The 16,447-nt window shown below is 30.1% G+C and carries 16 protein-coding genes and 2 pseudogenes; 5 read left to right on the top strand and 13 right to left on the bottom strand.

What is annotated here, in order from left to right; translation table 11 throughout:
* Window positions 1–114: 114 nt before the first annotated feature.
* The 6 genes from galU to MKY04_RS04110 form a co-directional block, all read right to left on the bottom strand.
* Complete coding sequence (galU, locus tag MKY04_RS04135; protein WP_126294222.1) at window positions 115–993, bottom strand: UTP--glucose-1-phosphate uridylyltransferase GalU; 879 nt, start codon at window positions 991–993, stop codon at window positions 115–117.
* Between the two features lie 75 nt (window positions 994–1,068).
* On the bottom strand, window positions 1,069–2,283 hold the full coding sequence (locus MKY04_RS04130; protein ID WP_346234394.1) for an ISL3 family transposase: 1,215 nt from the start codon (window positions 2,281–2,283) through the stop codon (window positions 1,069–1,071).
* A gap of 179 nt (window positions 2,284–2,462) precedes the next feature.
* Window positions 2,463–3,383 (bottom strand): NAD-dependent epimerase/dehydratase family protein, encoded by a 921-nt coding sequence (locus MKY04_RS04125; RefSeq protein ID WP_346235360.1) that lies wholly within the window; start codon window positions 3,381–3,383, stop codon window positions 2,463–2,465.
* Window positions 3,384–3,452: 69 nt separating this feature from the next.
* Window positions 3,453–4,820 carry a sugar transferase gene (locus MKY04_RS04120; RefSeq protein ID WP_346235359.1) on the bottom strand — a complete coding sequence of 456 codons (1,368 nt, stop codon included), beginning with the start codon at window positions 4,818–4,820 and terminating at the stop codon, window positions 3,453–3,455.
* A 253-nt stretch (window positions 4,821–5,073) separates the two neighbouring features.
* Window positions 5,074–5,826 carry a glycosyltransferase family 2 protein gene (locus MKY04_RS04115; RefSeq protein ID WP_346235358.1) on the bottom strand — a complete coding sequence of 251 codons (753 nt, stop codon included), beginning with the start codon at window positions 5,824–5,826 and terminating at the stop codon, window positions 5,074–5,076.
* The gene (locus MKY04_RS04110; protein ID WP_346235357.1) at window positions 5,823–6,974 is read right to left on the bottom strand and encodes a glycosyltransferase; all 1,152 of its coding nucleotides are present in this window, start codon (window positions 6,972–6,974) and stop codon (window positions 5,823–5,825) included. The genes MKY04_RS04115 and MKY04_RS04110 overlap by 4 nt, the downstream gene beginning before the upstream one ends.
* Window positions 6,975–7,890: 916 nt before the next feature.
* Between MKY04_RS04110 and MKY04_RS04105 the strand changes: the two are divergent.
* The 5 genes and pseudogenes from MKY04_RS04105 to MKY04_RS22245 all read left to right on the top strand — a co-directional run.
* Window positions 7,891–8,062: pseudogene (locus MKY04_RS04105) on the top strand (IS256 family transposase); the annotation flags it as partial.
* A 195-nt stretch (window positions 8,063–8,257) separates the two neighbouring features.
* Complete coding sequence (locus MKY04_RS04100; RefSeq protein WP_346235356.1) at window positions 8,258–9,379, top strand: acyltransferase family protein; 1,122 nt, start codon at window positions 8,258–8,260, stop codon at window positions 9,377–9,379.
* A 142-nt stretch (window positions 9,380–9,521) separates the two neighbouring features.
* A complete protein-coding gene (locus MKY04_RS22255; protein WP_428833902.1) occupies window positions 9,522–9,680 on the top strand; it encodes a hypothetical protein in 159 nt (52 codons plus the stop codon).
* A 153-nt stretch (window positions 9,681–9,833) separates the two neighbouring features.
* Window positions 9,834–9,974 (top strand): annotated as a pseudogene (gene tnpB / locus MKY04_RS22250) (IS66 family insertion sequence element accessory protein TnpB); the annotation flags it as partial.
* Window positions 9,955–10,008 carry a hypothetical protein gene (locus MKY04_RS22245; RefSeq protein ID WP_428833901.1) on the top strand — a complete coding sequence of 18 codons (54 nt, stop codon included), beginning with the start codon at window positions 9,955–9,957 and terminating at the stop codon, window positions 10,006–10,008. The pseudogene tnpB and the gene MKY04_RS22245, both read left to right, overlap by 20 nt.
* A 541-nt stretch (window positions 10,009–10,549) precedes the next feature.
* Here MKY04_RS22245 and MKY04_RS04095 read toward each other — a convergent pair.
* The 7 genes from MKY04_RS04095 to MKY04_RS04065 all read right to left on the bottom strand — a co-directional run bounded on the left by MKY04_RS04095 (window position 10,550) and on the right by MKY04_RS04065 (window position 16,395).
* Window positions 10,550–10,858, bottom strand: coding sequence for an ATP-binding protein (locus MKY04_RS04095; RefSeq protein ID WP_346235355.1), 309 nt, complete (start codon window positions 10,856–10,858; stop codon window positions 10,550–10,552).
* Between the two features lie 577 nt (window positions 10,859–11,435).
* A complete protein-coding gene (locus tag MKY04_RS04090; RefSeq protein WP_346235354.1) occupies window positions 11,436–11,669 on the bottom strand; it encodes a hypothetical protein in 234 nt (77 codons plus the stop codon).
* 1,068 nt (window positions 11,670–12,737) lie between these two features.
* Window positions 12,738–14,057, bottom strand: coding sequence for a glycosyltransferase family 39 protein (locus MKY04_RS04085; RefSeq protein WP_346235353.1), 1,320 nt, complete (start codon window positions 14,055–14,057; stop codon window positions 12,738–12,740).
* Window positions 14,058–14,203: 146 nt separating this feature from the next.
* A complete protein-coding gene (locus tag MKY04_RS04080) occupies window positions 14,204–14,521 on the bottom strand; it encodes an EamA family transporter (RefSeq protein ID WP_346235352.1) in 318 nt (105 codons plus the stop codon).
* Window positions 14,511–14,837 carry an EamA family transporter gene (locus tag MKY04_RS04075; RefSeq protein ID WP_346235351.1) on the bottom strand — a complete coding sequence of 109 codons (327 nt, stop codon included), beginning with the start codon at window positions 14,835–14,837 and terminating at the stop codon, window positions 14,511–14,513. The genes MKY04_RS04080 and MKY04_RS04075 overlap by 11 nt, the downstream gene beginning before the upstream one ends.
* The gene (locus MKY04_RS04070) at window positions 14,828–15,454 is read right to left on the bottom strand and encodes an HAD-IB family hydrolase (RefSeq protein WP_346235350.1); all 627 of its coding nucleotides are present in this window, start codon (window positions 15,452–15,454) and stop codon (window positions 14,828–14,830) included. Before MKY04_RS04070 ends, MKY04_RS04075 begins: the two co-directional genes overlap by 10 nt.
* 23 nt (window positions 15,455–15,477) lie before the next feature.
* Entirely contained in the window at window positions 15,478–16,395 is a 918-nt protein-coding gene (locus tag MKY04_RS04065) for a decaprenyl-phosphate phosphoribosyltransferase (protein WP_346235349.1), read from the bottom strand.
* Window positions 16,396–16,447 lie beyond the last annotated feature (52 nt).

The raw sequence follows: 16,447 nt of genomic DNA, 5'->3' as shown, positions 1-16,447 counted from the left end.
CTTCACAAAAAGTTAACTCAAATTTTTCCATAAAAACATGTTTATTTTATGTTTATATAATTTTATAATCTCTAATTACAATAATGGTCATTCAATTCATAGCTATTGAAGTAGTTATTCCCCAATTATTTCCTTTGCTTTTCGTAAAATCATTTTTTTAACAGATTCACTCAAATCCTCTCGTTCCAACGCAAAATCAATTGTTGTTTCAATAAATCCTAGTTGTTCTCCTACATCATAACGCTTTCCTTCAAATCGATAGGCAAATACTCGCTGAATACTATTTAACGATTCTATTGCATCGGTGAGTTGGATTTCCCCGCCCTTACCAGTTTTCTTTTCATCAAGGAAACGGAATATCTCTGGAGTCAATATATATCTACCTATAATAGCAAAATTAGAGGGTGCATCTTCTAAAGCAGGTTTTTCAACAAATTGTATAACTCGCATTAATTTTGAATCGGTTGTTTCAGGATTAATCACACCATAACGATGAACGTCTTGATCAGGTACTTCCATTACGCCAATAACACTTGAATAGTTTTTATCATATTGATTCATTAATTGTTTTAGGCATGGTGTTTCACTTTTCACTAAATCATCACCAAGTAATACAGCAAACGGCTCATCACCAATAAATTTACGTGCACACCAAATAGCATGCCCCAAACCTAATGGCTCTTTTTGGCGAATATAGTGAATATCAATATTTGACGAGAAACGAACTTTTTCTAAAACTTCAAATTTTTTCTTTCCGATAAGATTTGCTTCTAATTCAAATGCATAATCAAAGTGATCTTCAATAGCCCGTTTGCCTTTACCTGTCACTATTAGAATATCTTCTATCCCCGAAGCTATAGCCTCTTCTACAATAAATTGAATTGTTGGTTTATCGACTATAGGTAACATCTCTTTTGGCATAGCCTTTGTTGCTGGTAGAAAACGAGTCCCTAGTCCTGCTGCTGGGATGATTGCTTTACGAATTTTTTTCATTTACATTCCACTCCGTTTTTTATATCTGGTTCTATGTCAAATGTTGGGGTGAAGTGATATTACACGGCACCCCGATTATCCTAAATGAATCCCAATTTTCTTAGATAAATTATTTAATAAAATTTTCGCTTTAAAGTGTTCATAGCTTCTAAAACCATAAGCATTGCGCTTCAAAACTTTTGATTTATTATTAATTCCTTCTAAAAAACCATTTGAATATCCAAAACTTAAACTATTTAAAATTTCAACTTGCCAATTTTTTAGCGTTTGAATAGCCTTTAAAAATGCCGGAATATTTGCTTCTTCTACCTTTCGGTAAAAGGCTTCTAATCTTTTTTTTATTTCTATCAAATCATTTGAAGTTTTTGCCCAATCAAACCATTCGCAGTAAGCTTCTTTTAATTCATAGGCTTGCTTTAGTTCCTTCGACATTCCTATGTAACGATTTAAGTACCAACGATTCGTTTCTGTTAACTTATCAAATCGTTTATATAGTACATGACGCATTTTCTTACATTTCTTTCGATCATATGCATGCCATTCTTTTTGAACATTTCGACGTACTTCATCTAGTGCCCAGTAAATATAACGACAATAATGAAAGCGATCCGCAATAATAATCGGGCGATTTAACGCCTTCCTAACTGCTGCTTTAAAGCTTGGATTCATGTCCATAACCACAATTTCTACATCTGCACCGTATTTCATCAAGTAATCCTTAATGGTTTCTTTTCTACGATTTGGTAAAATATCAATTGGTTCATGTGTTTCCGCATTGGCAATAATTAATTGATAAGTTCCCGCATCGGTATCTGCTTTATATTCATCAATCGCGATACATTTTGGTAAATGAACCCCTTCATTTAATTGTTCCTTTACTACTTCTTTAAAGCGACGAATCACTGTTGAGCTTGATGTACCAAGTACTTCAGCTGCTTCTTTAAATGTTTTTGCCTTTATTGAACGGATTCGTACAACTTGATTCCATTCTTTCGAGAAACGTTGATATTTATCCACGAAAGGGGATTTTTCTGAAAAACGTTTCCCACATTGGCATACATAACGACGACGTTTATAAAAAAGGACGGTTAATCGTTCAAACCATTTTAAATGATTAATTTTTTGAATTCGATAATCATGGACTTTTGATGTTATATTCTTGCATGCTGGACATTGATGTTCTTTTTTTGGTATGGAAACGTGTAGAACAATACGTTCCCCCATCTCCTCCACCTTATGAACAGTTACACCTTTTAATCCTGGAATATTCATGTTAAAATTCATTTGCACGTATCACCTTTCATTGCTTGTTTCTAGACAATTCAAGTATATAGAAATCGGTGATTACGTGCTTTTTTATTTATGAAATTTTTTCAAACCCCAACAAATATTATAGAGCCTTATATCTAAATAAACCCTTACTTATAATTTCAGTAAGGGTATGTAAAAATTATATGAAATAGTAATTTTTATTGCGAAGCTAAAAAGTAAGAAACAGTTTCATTTAACCCCTCTTCTATAGATATAGCTGGTAACCATTGTAATATTCTTTTAGCATTTTCATTACTTAATGAACTTTCATAAATATCCCCTACTCTCGAAGGTCCAAAATTTGCTGGTTTATTATATTCAATTAATTTAGCTAAAAAATCATATAGGCAATTAATACTAATTGATGTTCCAGAAGATATATTTAATATATGGGGATCACTTGGTACTATTGCTCTCACTAATGCATTAGCAACGTCCTTTACAAAGATAAAATCTCTGCTCTGATTACCATCACCTTCAATTGTTGGAGTAATACCTTTAATCATTTGATTAATAAATTTTGTAACTACCCCAGCCTCCCCATTTTCACACTGACGTGGACCATATACATTAGACAAACGCAAAATCGAATAGTTTAATTTGTGAAGTTTATTATATAGTTTTATGTACTTTTCACCGGTTAATTTAGATAAACCATACGGTGAAAAAGGAGATAAAGGATAACTTTCAAGTATTGGTAAATTGCCATTTTCCCCATATACTGCTGCACTCGAAGTGAATATTATTTTTTTCACCTGATATTCCTTACTTAACTCTAGAATATTAAGAGTTCCTATTATATTTGTTTGAGCGTCTTTTTTTGGAAATCCTATAGAAGTAGATACAGAGGTTTGGGCAGCTAAATGAATTACATATTCAGGTAAAAAGTATTCAAAGATACTCTTTACTATTTTCGAATTTATATCGATATCAAAAATATTGACGTTTGTTTTTATATTGTTTCTTTTTCCAGTTTCAAAATTATCAATGACTACCACTTCATGGCCTTCAACTATTAATTGATCTACAACATGTGAACCAATGAAACCTGCTCCACCTGTAACTAGCACTTTTGACATACTAATCGTCCTTTTGTTATTTTATTTTCATTACACTAACATTGTAGTTCTTGTAAAATAAACCGTCCTTTAATAATTTAAAGAACGGTCATTTTTTGGTTCTAATTTTTCGCTTTCTACTCTTCCTTCAGATTTCGTTTTATCAAATAATACTATGATTGTTCTAAACTGAATAATCATATCAAGTACAAAAGAGTAATTACGTATATAAAATAAATCAAATCGTAATTTATCATCCACACTAGTAGTATATTTACCCATTATTTGTGCATAACCAGTAATTCCAGGTTTTACCGTACTTCTATATACATATGAGCTTAAATCTTTTTCAAACTGTTTTGTGAAAAACTCTCTTTCAGGTCGTGGTCCAACTATGGACATATCACCTTTTAATACATTTAATAACTGAGGCAATTCATCAATTCTTGTTTTCCTAATAAAATGCCCAGTTTTCGTAATACGAGGATCATTTTCTCCTGCAAGTACTGGGCCTGTAATTTTTTCTGCTCCCTCAACCATTGAACGAAATTTATATATTATAAATTCTTTATTGTACTTACCTAATCTTGGTTGTTTATAAAATACGCTACCCTTTGGATCTTCCATTTTTATAATTAACCCTACTAATAAAAATAGTGGAGATAGGATAACTAATCCTACAAGAGAAATAACAATATCGTATAACCGTTTAGCAACTTGTTGACTCCATGACAATCCAAATGGTTTAACAGCCATAACCATCGAGTCATCTATTGAAGTAATAACAGCTTGGGATAAAAGTAATTCATAAAGGTCGGGGACAACATAAACGATTTTCCCATTTTTAATAGAATCGTATATAATTTTTGCCTTTAAATCATTAGATATTTTTGAACCCATCATGACATAATCTACAAACTGTAATTCATGCAGAATACGTTCTTCTAATTCTTTACTAGATATAAATTTAACAATTGTTTTCTTTCCAAATTGTGTATCAATTTGTCGGGCAATTTTTTGATGTTCTTGATTGTCACCGATAACAAGAACTGTGCCTAATTTTCTTGACAGAAGTATAATAAATACCAGCTTCCAAGAAATTAAAAATATATTAATAATAATATAGGAAATTAAAATAACTGATCGAGGTAAAGCAAACTCTCGAAATAAAAAGGATGCTGCCATTGTTAAAAACATCATTAGAGTAGATGAAACAATTACTTTCCGTATGACATCCCATTTACTTTTTTGATCAAGAGAATATAACTCATACATGGTAATAAAAAATAATCCAATTAATAAAATCCATGGCAATAAAGAAATAAATGCATCCCAATTTCGGGGGTGAATATTATCATAACGGATATGGAAAGCGAAGATATAGGCTATAATGATTAAGCATAAATCTATGATAATCAATGTAAATTTACGACTTCGTTGATTAACAACATTTGACAAAAAAAAACCCCCTAGCAATTAAGACTGCTAGGGATATTGTAACATAAAACTTTATTAATTTTCTCCATAATTCCCATGTTTTTTTAATCACTTATAGGAATTTCATTTTTAAAGAGGTGGAAGAAGTTTGATATACTTCCTCAAAAGGATTACTTATCATTATAATTCCCATTTGTTTTTTACCTATGGAAATACTTTTTTAATACCTTAACATTAATATTCATTACCTCAAGATATGATTTAATTCAACAATTTACAAATAATGCTTTTTGACGGCATTCCATGCATAATTCAAAAAATACCAAAAAGAACTAAAGACATTTAATTTTTCAGAATTTCTATATACTCTCCACATTCTCTTTGCTACTATCCATTTATTACTTGATACTGAATTCGTAACAATCCTATAACAAGCTAATGATTCCTGTAAACAATATGCATTATACCCTTTTTTTAAAATCTTTAACCATAGTGCAGTATCTTCTGGTTGTAAATTAGGCATTACTAGTTTATCTATTTTATCAATATCAATCATGACTGTTAAACAACCAATGGTAGTATTTTTTAATAGGTCTTTATAGTTTATAACTTCTGGACAGGTCACTACTCGATTCAAATCCTGACCATTCTCATCAATCATTTTATAGTTGGTAAAAGAAAATGCAATATTATTATTGTGCATAAATTGAACTTGCAATTCAAGTTTACGGGGTTCCCACAAATCATCACTATCAAGAAATGCTATGTACTTTCCCTTGGCTAATTGGATAGCTTGGTTACGAGCCAACGCTGCACCTGAATTTTTATCCATTCGCAGTAATTTAATTCGGGAATCCTCTTTTTCAAGGTCTTCCAAAATCATCCAAGTATTATCACTAGAACAATCATCTACAATAATATGTTCAAAATTTTGATAAGTTTGGTTCCGTACTGATTGAACAGTTTCGTTTATAAATTTTGAACTGTTATACGTTGGCGTAATAATGGAAACTAAAGGTTTTTTCATAAAATACCATCCTTAGTAATAGAATGATAAATATTAAGCAATGTCTTTTTCGTTTTATCCCAACTATATTGCGGGTAAAGAAGTTTTGCATTTTCTCCTTTTATTTTTAATACATCAATACTAATGTTTTTTATTGTATGAACTAAATTTTCTATATCGAACGTTACTACATACCCAATATTATTTTTTTCAACAAATTGATCGATAGATGTATCCTCAGTAACAATACACGGCTTCCCTAAATAAAGAGCTTCATACAATTTATTTGGAGAAGCAATCTGGTTATGTTGATAACTAGGATCATAAACCATATAAATTAAATCAACTTGTTGGACGACTGATAGAATTTGATTAAATTCAAGAAATCCAAGGAAGTGAATGTTATCACATTTTTTTGCATATTGTAAAATTTCTTCTTCTAACTCACCTTTTCCCGCTATCCAAATTGATACATTATCCAATGCTGATAATTGTAATAAAAGATTAATACCTCGATCTTTACTCAATGCACCGTAATATATGATATTGATTTTCTCTTTAAACTTATTAATTGGATATTCTTTAGTTACTTTAGGAGGGTCAATTGAGTTATTGACCACTTTTGTTTTAGAGTGTAAAGGAACTGGAATATTAATGAGACGATTATCATCAGGTATGATAATTAAATCAGCTTGTTCCATTATATTTGCGCTTACCTTTGAAATTTGTCTTCTAATTGGCTTTGGTATTGGACCATGAAATGTTTCTACAAAATCTGCTATATCATAAATGAATTTAAAAGTAAGATTACGCTTTATCTTTTTGGCTAAATAGGTAGGGAAGGCTAAATCAAAGTCAATGGCATGTACTACTTGATAATGATGGCCGTTCCTTAATAGAAACTTTATGACTTGATATACAAATTTTATTTTTTGTAAAGCAGTTAAAATTCCTCTTCCGTAAGGAGTTTCACCACAGTTAATTGAATGAACTTTAATTCCTTCTTCCGCGAATTGGTGGCTGGCTGTTTGGATCACTTCAGAATTAATGCCCCTATCCCAATTTAATATTTCCACGTCATACCCTGCTTGTTTTAATGCTCTTGCTGCTCGTGGTAAACGATTTGCAATAAAGGCACTATTTTGGGCAAGTAAAACTTTAGACTTCAACAATATCCCTCCGATTTAAGCACCTTAAAAAAAACTTCTCTAATTGTTATTATAATTAAATCTAATCGAAATATATAATTTCCCTCGCATTTCAAATATTTAGGAATTTCTCTGTTAATGTCTAATCCTCCCTTAACCCGAGCAAGACTGGGTTGTACCTGGTTCGACAATCTTGTTCTTCAGTATAATGTTCACAATTTCTAATATTTTTCTGGTCTTAATTCAACTCATACACATATCGCCTTTAACACTGTTAGTAATTGCTAAAATTTTATCTAAGCTTGTTTTACATAATAATTGACTTAATTATGTAAAATTATTTTCAGTGCCCGTTGATTTAAAGTCAAAATTATCTGGTACTCATCCTGGCCAATCATACTTTCACTTTTTTATTAGTAGGTACCGTTTGAATGGCTTCGTTTTTAATCATTTTTTAGTTTTGTAAGATTTTTATCTACCATTCGGTTTTTAAGTCTCTAAACATACTTATATAAAATAGACTACCACATGAAAATAGATTCAACAATTTTTGAATAGATGGAAAGTAAGCCCGTATTCATAAAACCCGAATTGAAGACTTATTAAGTAGTGGTGATTTAACATTTTTTTGAAAAAAACTGAAATGTTACCACCTTCACTAACAGAAAAAATTGGTTGTTCGCCCAATCGACGAAAGGTACAAAAGCAAGTGTTAACATCTATAGCATTGTCGAAACCACTGAGAAAAATAAGTTAAATCCACTGAACTACTTAACGTTTTATTTGAACAATTACCCTTATTGATGTAAATGATGTAGAAGCGATTGATTAACTCCTATCATGTCGAAGACAATTCCAGTAAAATATCATGTTCCAAATAAGGATAAATAAAACATACAACAAGCGCCCACGAAAAAAAACGTGGGTGCTATTTGACGTTTATAAATATACAGAGCGCAAAGAACAGTTTCCGAATGAAGATTAGTTGGAACGCTTCTTACGTCACACAATTCGAGGACCATTATCAACGCTTTGCGAAACGTTATCATTTTGGATTTAATAAAGCACGTGCTGCCATTGAAAAGATGTTAGAGGAGCTAAATTCTTAGTTTACACCAACGGAGAAATTCATTTACACAAAATTATTGACACTACTTAAATTTTTAAATCATATTAAGTAATTCTACATTGACTAATATTTAATTACTTTTACACATCATCTATCTTCTAGAAAAGTTCTTTACCTTTATTAAAAAGTCCTTTACAATTTCATAGAACTGAAATATTAAAATGAAGGTGTAGAAATGACTTATTTAACTATCAAGAGAGATAAAAACATTGATTATTTTCGCAGTACTGCACTAATATGGATACTTTTTATTCATTCTTTATTTTGGCTCGGAATTATATCATCCGAAAATATACTTAAATCATACTTATTATTTACACAACCTGTAATTTTCTTTATTACAGGAGCAAGTAATTTATTTTCTAAGAACAATAATATCCTTAATTTTTATAAAAAGAGACTTTTACAAACACTCATACCTTACTGGTTTTACTCTTTGATTTGTATTTTCGTCATAGAATTAACAACTAGATATCAAAATCAACCTTCTCAATTAACATATTTTGATTGGTTCATTCCAAATATGCAACAATGGTCTAACTATTCTTTTTTAAATTCGCATTTATGGTTTATTACAGTATATTTATTAATAATACTATTATTTCCTTTCTATCGGAAATACTATTTATTTTTTAGTAAGAACAGCTCATCAATCAAAAATGCAGCTAAGTATTTGCCGCTTTTTTTATTGATGATTATTATTTATTACATAGATCATAATTATGTTAGTGAAACATGGAATCAATTATCATTACATAATTACCTTAAATATATAGCCTTCTATTCTTTTTGGACTTATTTAGGATTTTTTTATCACGAATCTAAAAATATTAAAACTAATAATATAAGTATTTTGTTTATAATAATTTTATTTGGGATTTTAACATATTTATTAATACACTTTGATAATTTGTATTATTTAAATATGCAGTATAATAAATTCCCACCAAATTTTTCATTTTTAACTATGAATATTGTTGCTTTTTGTGTTTTGTTTTCGTTAAGAAAAGCTATATTGAAAGTAGTTAAATTAAATATTTTTAATTATTTATACAAAACATTCGCTCTTTATGGATATACAATTTATTTATATCAACCTTTTTGTTTTTATGCTGCTAAAATAATTTTCTTAAAGTTAAACATAGACACTTTCCTTTACTCACATAAACTAATTGGTGTTATTACCTATTTTATTGTTGTATTATTGCTATCATTTATTACGGCACATTTGTTTGGTAACATACAAACATTTAGCACAAAACTCGTTAGATATAAACCTAACAAGCACATTACATAAAAATTATACTTATCAGGTTTTAGAGTTAGCCGTAAATTATCCACACCTCCTATAACGATGTTATTGTGATAATCACAATAACATGTTATAGGAGGTTTTTATGTCACCAGACGAACGTAAACAAATCTAGCAGCAACAACGGATTGAAGCATACAAATCGAGTGGTGAGACCAGTGTGAAAACTTGGTGTAAATTAAATCAAGTTAGTTCACCAAGTATGTACCAATGGATGAATAGATTGCAAATGGAACACAATGGGGTTTCATCAATTTATCCACATACTTTTTACCCACAAACTTAAAGAAACAACCTCTACTCTAAAGGTAAAAGTAGGGTATGTTTTTATTGAAATTAATGAAGGATTTATTCGAGCACATTTTCAACAATGTGCTTCAGATTCTCCAAACTCGTGTTAAGTAAGACGCCTATTAATTGGGTCTAATTAGCTTGTGGTTCAACGGATTTACGAAAATCGATTGAAGGAATAGCAGTAAATGTTCAATTGAGTTTTCAATTGGATCCTTTCTCTTCTAATCTGTTTGTTTTTTGTAACCGTAAAAGGGATAAGTTGAAAAATTCTCCATTGGGACAATAATGGTTTTTGGTTGTACTATCGTCGACTTGAATAAGGGATTTTTCAATGGTAAGATGAACAAACAGCTAGCCCACTTTCCATCAGTCATCGTCAATTTAACTGATTAATAGATGGCCTACCTCCGGAAACAATTCATTATTTTTACAATGGATATATGATGGCTTACTAAAAGTTACCCTGATGAACGATGTTTATAGTTTCAAAGAAACTGACATCGATATTTTCTTATACGATTATAGATGGAACAGGATATCGTTTGAAAGAGACATTCCATGATTCTGTAAGAATACAGCGATTGGTAGAGGAAAACATCCACCTAAGAAGGCGAGGTGTTGAATTAGAACAAGAAAGAGCAACAATACAATATTGCTGTATTTTGTAAGAAAAAAGTGCAGAGAATTGCAATTTAATATACAGAGTGTTGCCACCCAGTATTTTTACAATTTCTTTAATAAAGCGTTTGTTAAACGGAAGCTTTGCCCTGTGTATGAGAATATGTAGGCTTAGTGAATCAAACGATCCACCAGTGCTACTATTAAACGCGAGTCAGCGAATATACGGTTCCACCGACTAAATTAAAGATTTGATGTAGTAATCAAACTTTTTTGTTCATAAACACCCTGAGATAATTTGGAAGAGCAGCTCTGCACCATTCTTCCCAAATGATCATACCCCATTTCATCCAATATTATGACATCCACTTTCTCTAACTTCTTTCTAAAACTTGTTAAACGACCATTACTTAATGCGGTTTCTAACACTTCTAATAAATGAGAAACTCGATAAAATCGAACCTCAAAACCTTTTTCACATGCTCTTCGACCTAAAGCGGAGGCTAAATGAGTTTTTCTCGTTCCAAGTGCTCCTACTAAAATATATGTCAATCCAAGGGATAAATCTCCTCTTTCTCATATACGGTCTTGTATCACTAAGAATTACTTCATCATCATTTGTTATTACCTTACCTTAAACTGATCCCAAAAAGTAACACAATATAGTTGTGAATAGTTTTTAGCTTTTGGTACATGAATCAGATGTTGAACTAACTTGAACTTGATGTATTTATTATATTTAATTGGTAGTTGTTTAAAGAATGGATAACCATTTTCTAGGAGTTTTAATAATTGCTTCTATTCTCTTTCGCATAGAAATTCTATCATTTCTTCTTTTCGATAGTGCATACGTTTACGGTCTTCTATTAATCATTCGGATAACTGACTACCTAAATCTTTAAAGTCTTTCATTTACGGGAGCTACGTTAAAGAAGTTATAACGTATATATCCAACTTTTCGTTCGACATTACCTTTTTCATGCCCGCTTCGAGGATTACATACTTAAACTTTAAATCTATATTGATTTTGTAATATATTCATCTGTTAATTGTGCCTCTCCTTCAAAACCAAGTACCTTTTTCACCACAGGTGTTAGATTATCTATTCGAATACAAAGAGGTACGCCCCCTACCTACTTAAATAGTTCCTCAATCTACTTAAAAAGCATTCTCGGTTTTCAGATTGAAGGGGTAAACCCAAAGCAACATTACTTGCAGGGAATGACATAAGCAATACATGAATATCAACGATTTCTCCTTCATGAGCAGCCTCCATTATTCCAAAATCTACTTGAGCTACTCCTTCAGGATGTGATAAATGTTCATATCCTTTAGAATGTTCATCATCTTTATTAGCTCTCAATTCTTCAATAAAGTTATAAACAGTTCAATAGGAACCTTTAAAGCCCATTTTCCCTAGTGCTTTTCATGCATTTGTTTATTTGTCCGTCTTAATTTCTTTTTTACTTTCGAATCTTCTTCGAGTCAATCACTTACAATTTCACTCATTGTTCGTCATACGTCATTCCTTTCTTAATACGGGTTTTTATTTGTGGTAATTGATCTTCATCGCCATATTTTTTGCAGTTCTCCAATCGATGGATAAAGTTTCTACAATCTTATTAATTGAAAGTCCTTTTTCACTTCGTAATGTTTTATACAATTTATTTCAGACATTGCTAGCAATCTTTCATTTTTCTATTGATAAAATTCGACACTTTAACAGTAGAGTGACTTAGGGCTGCTGGCAAGTTTATTTTTTGCACTAAAAAAGTGCTTGACTCTGTACAAATTCGTTTGCAGGAGTCTGCACTTTTATTTTACAATAAACAATTGCCTTGGTGAATTGTTATTAAGATGGCAAAGTAATAAATGACAAGAGAAACCCAACATTTTATTATTTAGGGAAGCCATGTATTTTTTAGCTTTTCTTTAACTTTGTCAAAAATTCCGTCAATATATGACAAAATGCAACATCAGTTTCTCGCCAAAATACATTGGCATTAAAACTGTAGAAGCGATTATCAACCCCTACCATGGTCGAAAACAATTCCAGAAGAATGTCGCGTACCGAATCAATCTAAATAAATCATACAACAAGCGCCCACGAAAAAACATGTGGGCGCTCTTTGACGCTTACGTTGATACGTTGTTGCCACATCTGTTTGCGTTCTTCTTGTGACATAAAAAACCACCTAACAATTGATGTTACTGTGATTATCACAAAGCACTGCAATGATTAGTAGGTGTGGATTATTTAGCGCTTACTTAGTAAAGGAGATGATTTTTTCAAATTAATTTTTTTGATATTCAAAAAGCGATCCTGCACAGTGGAAAAATCACCATTTGTTAGACAGCCCCATATTTGACACTTACGTTTAAATACGGGGCTTTCAGAAAAATTATTTCCATTAGAGAATTGGGTATAATTTCATTCTTTCATGTTTTTATATCCAATTAGCAATTTATCAAGACAAATTACTAAAGCTATTATAAATAAAAATAGAACTGGATAGTTATATCTCGACTGCCCTTCGAAAACAAAACAAATTAAAACAAAAAACAGAATGTTAATTGAAGGTAAAGATATAATATAAGGTATTTCCATTTTGAGGAACTTTTTTATTATATAGTACAAACCTAAAAAGGAAAAAATAAAACCAAACATTGACAATGTATATACAATAGTATCCGTAATAAATTCAAATAAATAAATATTTCTAGCATATTCATTCCAAGGCATTTTTTCTTGTAATTGCATATTAAATGAACTCATTGACCAGTCTTGAATATCTGATGCTCCACTGAAGAATGTTGCATCTATTCTTAATAGCCCAAGTTTTATAAAAGTGATAGGATGTTCTTTTATCCAATCCATAGCTTGTTCTTTGTATAAATCTGACGCTTTTGCACTTAGTTCACCATAAGATATATTCTTTTCTGCAAACTTAACTAATATTTCTTCACTAGGTGTAACAGCATTAACATCCATATATTTTCCATTGTTATTTTGATCATTATTATTGATATAAAGTACGTAACCACCATTATATGAAATTGGTATGAACTTATTAAACTTATTATAATTTATTATCGCCATAGGTGATATTACTGCTGCTGTAAAAATACCGACAACACCTAAAAAGACTAATGATTCTTTTAAGTTCTTATTTTTCAAAAATAGAATTATCATCAGTAGTATTGGATATATCATAAATTGAGGCTTCGTTAATGCAGCAAATCCAATAATGATACCAAGTAGTGGTAATCTAGCCTTATTGTTAAAGTTATATAAGTATAACACTAATATTAATGTAAATAAAAAAACGAAGAAAGTTTCAGTTCCAATAATATTGTTATATGCTATATAATTAGGAAGCAATGTTACAAGAAGAAGAACCAATAAAGATAACCACTTATTTTTTAAGAGTTTAATAGAGATTAAATAGATTAAAACCAAGGTAACTGTTGATAAAATTACATTAAAAAATTTCGCTATAAAAATATCTGTACTATTAAAAATAGAAAATATTACAGAAAGTATAAAAGGATAGCCAATCCCTTGATAGCCCATTAAACTATGTGTTTCTCCATTTACAATACTAATAGCAATTTCATAGTATGTTTGAAAGTCAGAGAATGGCTCATTTGGAACATTTAAAATCCACAATAAGCGTAAAGTAAATCCCATACTTAGTAAAACAAAGAATACTACTAAGTCTATATTCTTTTTAAAAAAGTCTAAATTCATAATCAAACTCCCTACAGAAATTAATTGTTCTATTATTTTCCGATTCTAGATTATATCCGATAAGTGTAGCTTTCTTAACGTTTAAAATAAGAAACTAAAAAATATATAGTATTTAAGTTTTTTATCAAAATCCTAATTTTAAATTCTTATAAATAAATAAGAAATATTGTTCCTAGTATTATAAAAATAACACCTATAATTTGTTGAAGTTTAACATCTTCACAAAAAAAGAATTTTGCAAGAATTAATACCCAAACATATGTTAGAGCGTTTGCTGGAAAAACAATCGTTAAAGGAAGTTCTTTTAATAAAAATATATTTGTAATTGCCCCTAAACCATAAAATAAAACTCCTAGCAGCAAATAAATAATCTTTTTTGAAGAATACATTTTAAAATATACTGCACCTAATGATCCAAACAAAGTCATAGGTATTAATAAGAGAATTAATATATTACTTTTCATATGATGTCAGTATCACTCCAATAATAAGCAATGTTATTGCTATACTTTTTGAGAAAGTAATTGGTTCACCCAAAAATACGTCACCAAAAATTAGTGCAAATATATAACTTGTACTCATTAAAGGATATACAACAGAAAGCTTTTCTAGGGAAAGAGCCTTCATCATGGTTACTGCTCCTCCTCCATAACAAATAAATCCCAGGATCATAAAATAAAAATTAGTAAAACCTAACTTCCAAAATAATTGACCAATAGCTGTCATAATAGCAGCTAAAATCATCAAATATTTACCATAATGTTTTTGTATTATTTCCAATTTACCACCTTTATCTCTTCCTTACTTTTTCCATTAACAATAAACGAATTCCTTACTAGTGCCAACATTGGTAAATCAGATAATGAATCCGAATATGCATATGAATTATTAAAATCGATTACATATCCTAATTGCTTTAGATGTTTTTCTATTTTTCTAACCTTTTCTTCCCCTTTACAATTATCACCGTTTATTCTATTTATATAGAAATCATTTTTTATTACTAACTCTGTTCCAATTACATCATCAACATAAGGGATTTCCTTAAAGTATTTAACATATGCATATGGAGAGGCTGATACTAATAGATTGTAACAACCTTCATTTTTTCTACTTTGAAGTTCCTCCATTGCTTCAATAAAAATATGTTTTTTTAACATTAAATAAAACTCATGAAGGTCTTCTTCTTTTAAAAATTTTATTGAGTAAAAATAGTACTCTTTAACTCTTTTTGAGCTTATTAATCTTAATGTATATAGAATCGTAAAAAAAAATATTGGTAATAATACTGGAAACGTCCTCGGACGTTTTTTTAATCCAAACCACACAAATAAAAACATGGAATCTTTCTTAATTATTGTTTTATCAATATCAAAAAAAGCTATTTTTTTATTCATTACATATTGCTCCTGGTTACTAGTTATTCAAAGACACCTAAAATAATTATTACTGATATCACGTATAAAAAAACTGTAAATAATATAGGCTTATCTTCAAGTAATACTTTTTCTGGTGAACCACCTTTATTTTCAATATGGATTAAATATAAATAACGAAAAACACCATATATTACAAATGGTATTGTCCACATTAAGTGGATTGTATGTCCTGAAGTAAAAGTAAATAATGAATAACTAATAATTGTTGCAGATATGACGATACTATTTAGTTGATCTAAAAGCGTAGGGGAATAACTTTCTAACACTTTTCTATGTTCACCTTTACTGGATTCTAGTAGTGTAAGTTCATGTCTTCTTTTGCTGATTGCTAAAAAAAGAGAGAGTAACATTATGCATATTAGAAACCATGGAGTGAAAGGAACATCTATAACTAGACCTCCCGCAATAGCACGAAATACGAATCCTAATGCAATAATCATCACATCTATGATAACAACATGTTTCAATTTAAATGAGTAGGCAACATTAAGAATAAAATAAGTTAATAACAACACACTTAACAAAGGATTAAGATTAAATGATACAACCAATGACCCTATTAATAATAAAACGCCAAAGGTTAATGCAGTGTTAGGATTTAATGCACCTGATGCCATTGGGCGATATCTTTTTTTAGGGTGCTTACTATCTGCTTCTCTATCTACATAGTCATTTATTATATATACACAACTAGATACAAAAGCAAAAAGGAAAAATCCAAATATAGATTTACCTAGATTTTCAAAATTCATTACTTCAGGAGAAAAAATTAAAGCAGCGAACACCAATAGATTTTTGGTCCATTGTTTAGGTCTCATTTGCTGAAAAAGTAAACTAATCGTACTAGAATTAGTAATAATTGTTTCACTGCTATTTGAATTGATTTTTGTTAAACTCATTTAGAAAACTCCTTCTATTAGCTATACTGACATCTATACTAAAAAAAACACT

Origin of the sequence: Lysinibacillus telephonicus (genome assembly GCF_039654155.1) — a bacterium.
GTDB lineage: Bacteria > Bacillota > Bacilli > Bacillales_A > Planococcaceae > Ureibacillus > Ureibacillus telephonicus.
This window is presented reverse-complemented; position numbering and strand designations above follow the sequence as displayed.

Coding starts and splice junctions, on each gene's coding strand:
- galU (WP_126294222.1), bottom strand. CDS start 993: ATGAAAAAAATTCGTAAAGCAATCATCCCAGCAGCAGGACTAGGGACT.
- MKY04_RS04080 (WP_346235352.1), bottom strand. CDS start 14,521: ATGAAAAGTAATATATTAATTCTCTTATTAATACCTATGACTTTGTTT.
- MKY04_RS04115 (WP_346235358.1), bottom strand. CDS start 5,826: ATGAAAAAACCTTTAGTTTCCATTATTACGCCAACGTATAACAGTTCA.
- MKY04_RS04070 (WP_346235350.1), bottom strand. CDS start 15,454: ATGAATAAAAAAATAGCTTTTTTTGATATTGATAAAACAATAATTAAG.
- MKY04_RS04125 (WP_346235360.1), bottom strand. CDS start 3,383: ATGTCAAAAGTGCTAGTTACAGGTGGAGCAGGTTTCATTGGTTCACAT.
- MKY04_RS04065 (WP_346235349.1), bottom strand. CDS start 16,395: ATGAGTTTAACAAAAATCAATTCAAATAGCAGTGAAACAATTATTACT.
- MKY04_RS04085 (WP_346235353.1), bottom strand. CDS start 14,057: ATGAATTTAGACTTTTTTAAAAAGAATATAGACTTAGTAGTATTCTTT.
- MKY04_RS04100 (WP_346235356.1), top strand. CDS start 8,258: ATGACTTATTTAACTATCAAGAGAGATAAAAACATTGATTATTTTCGC.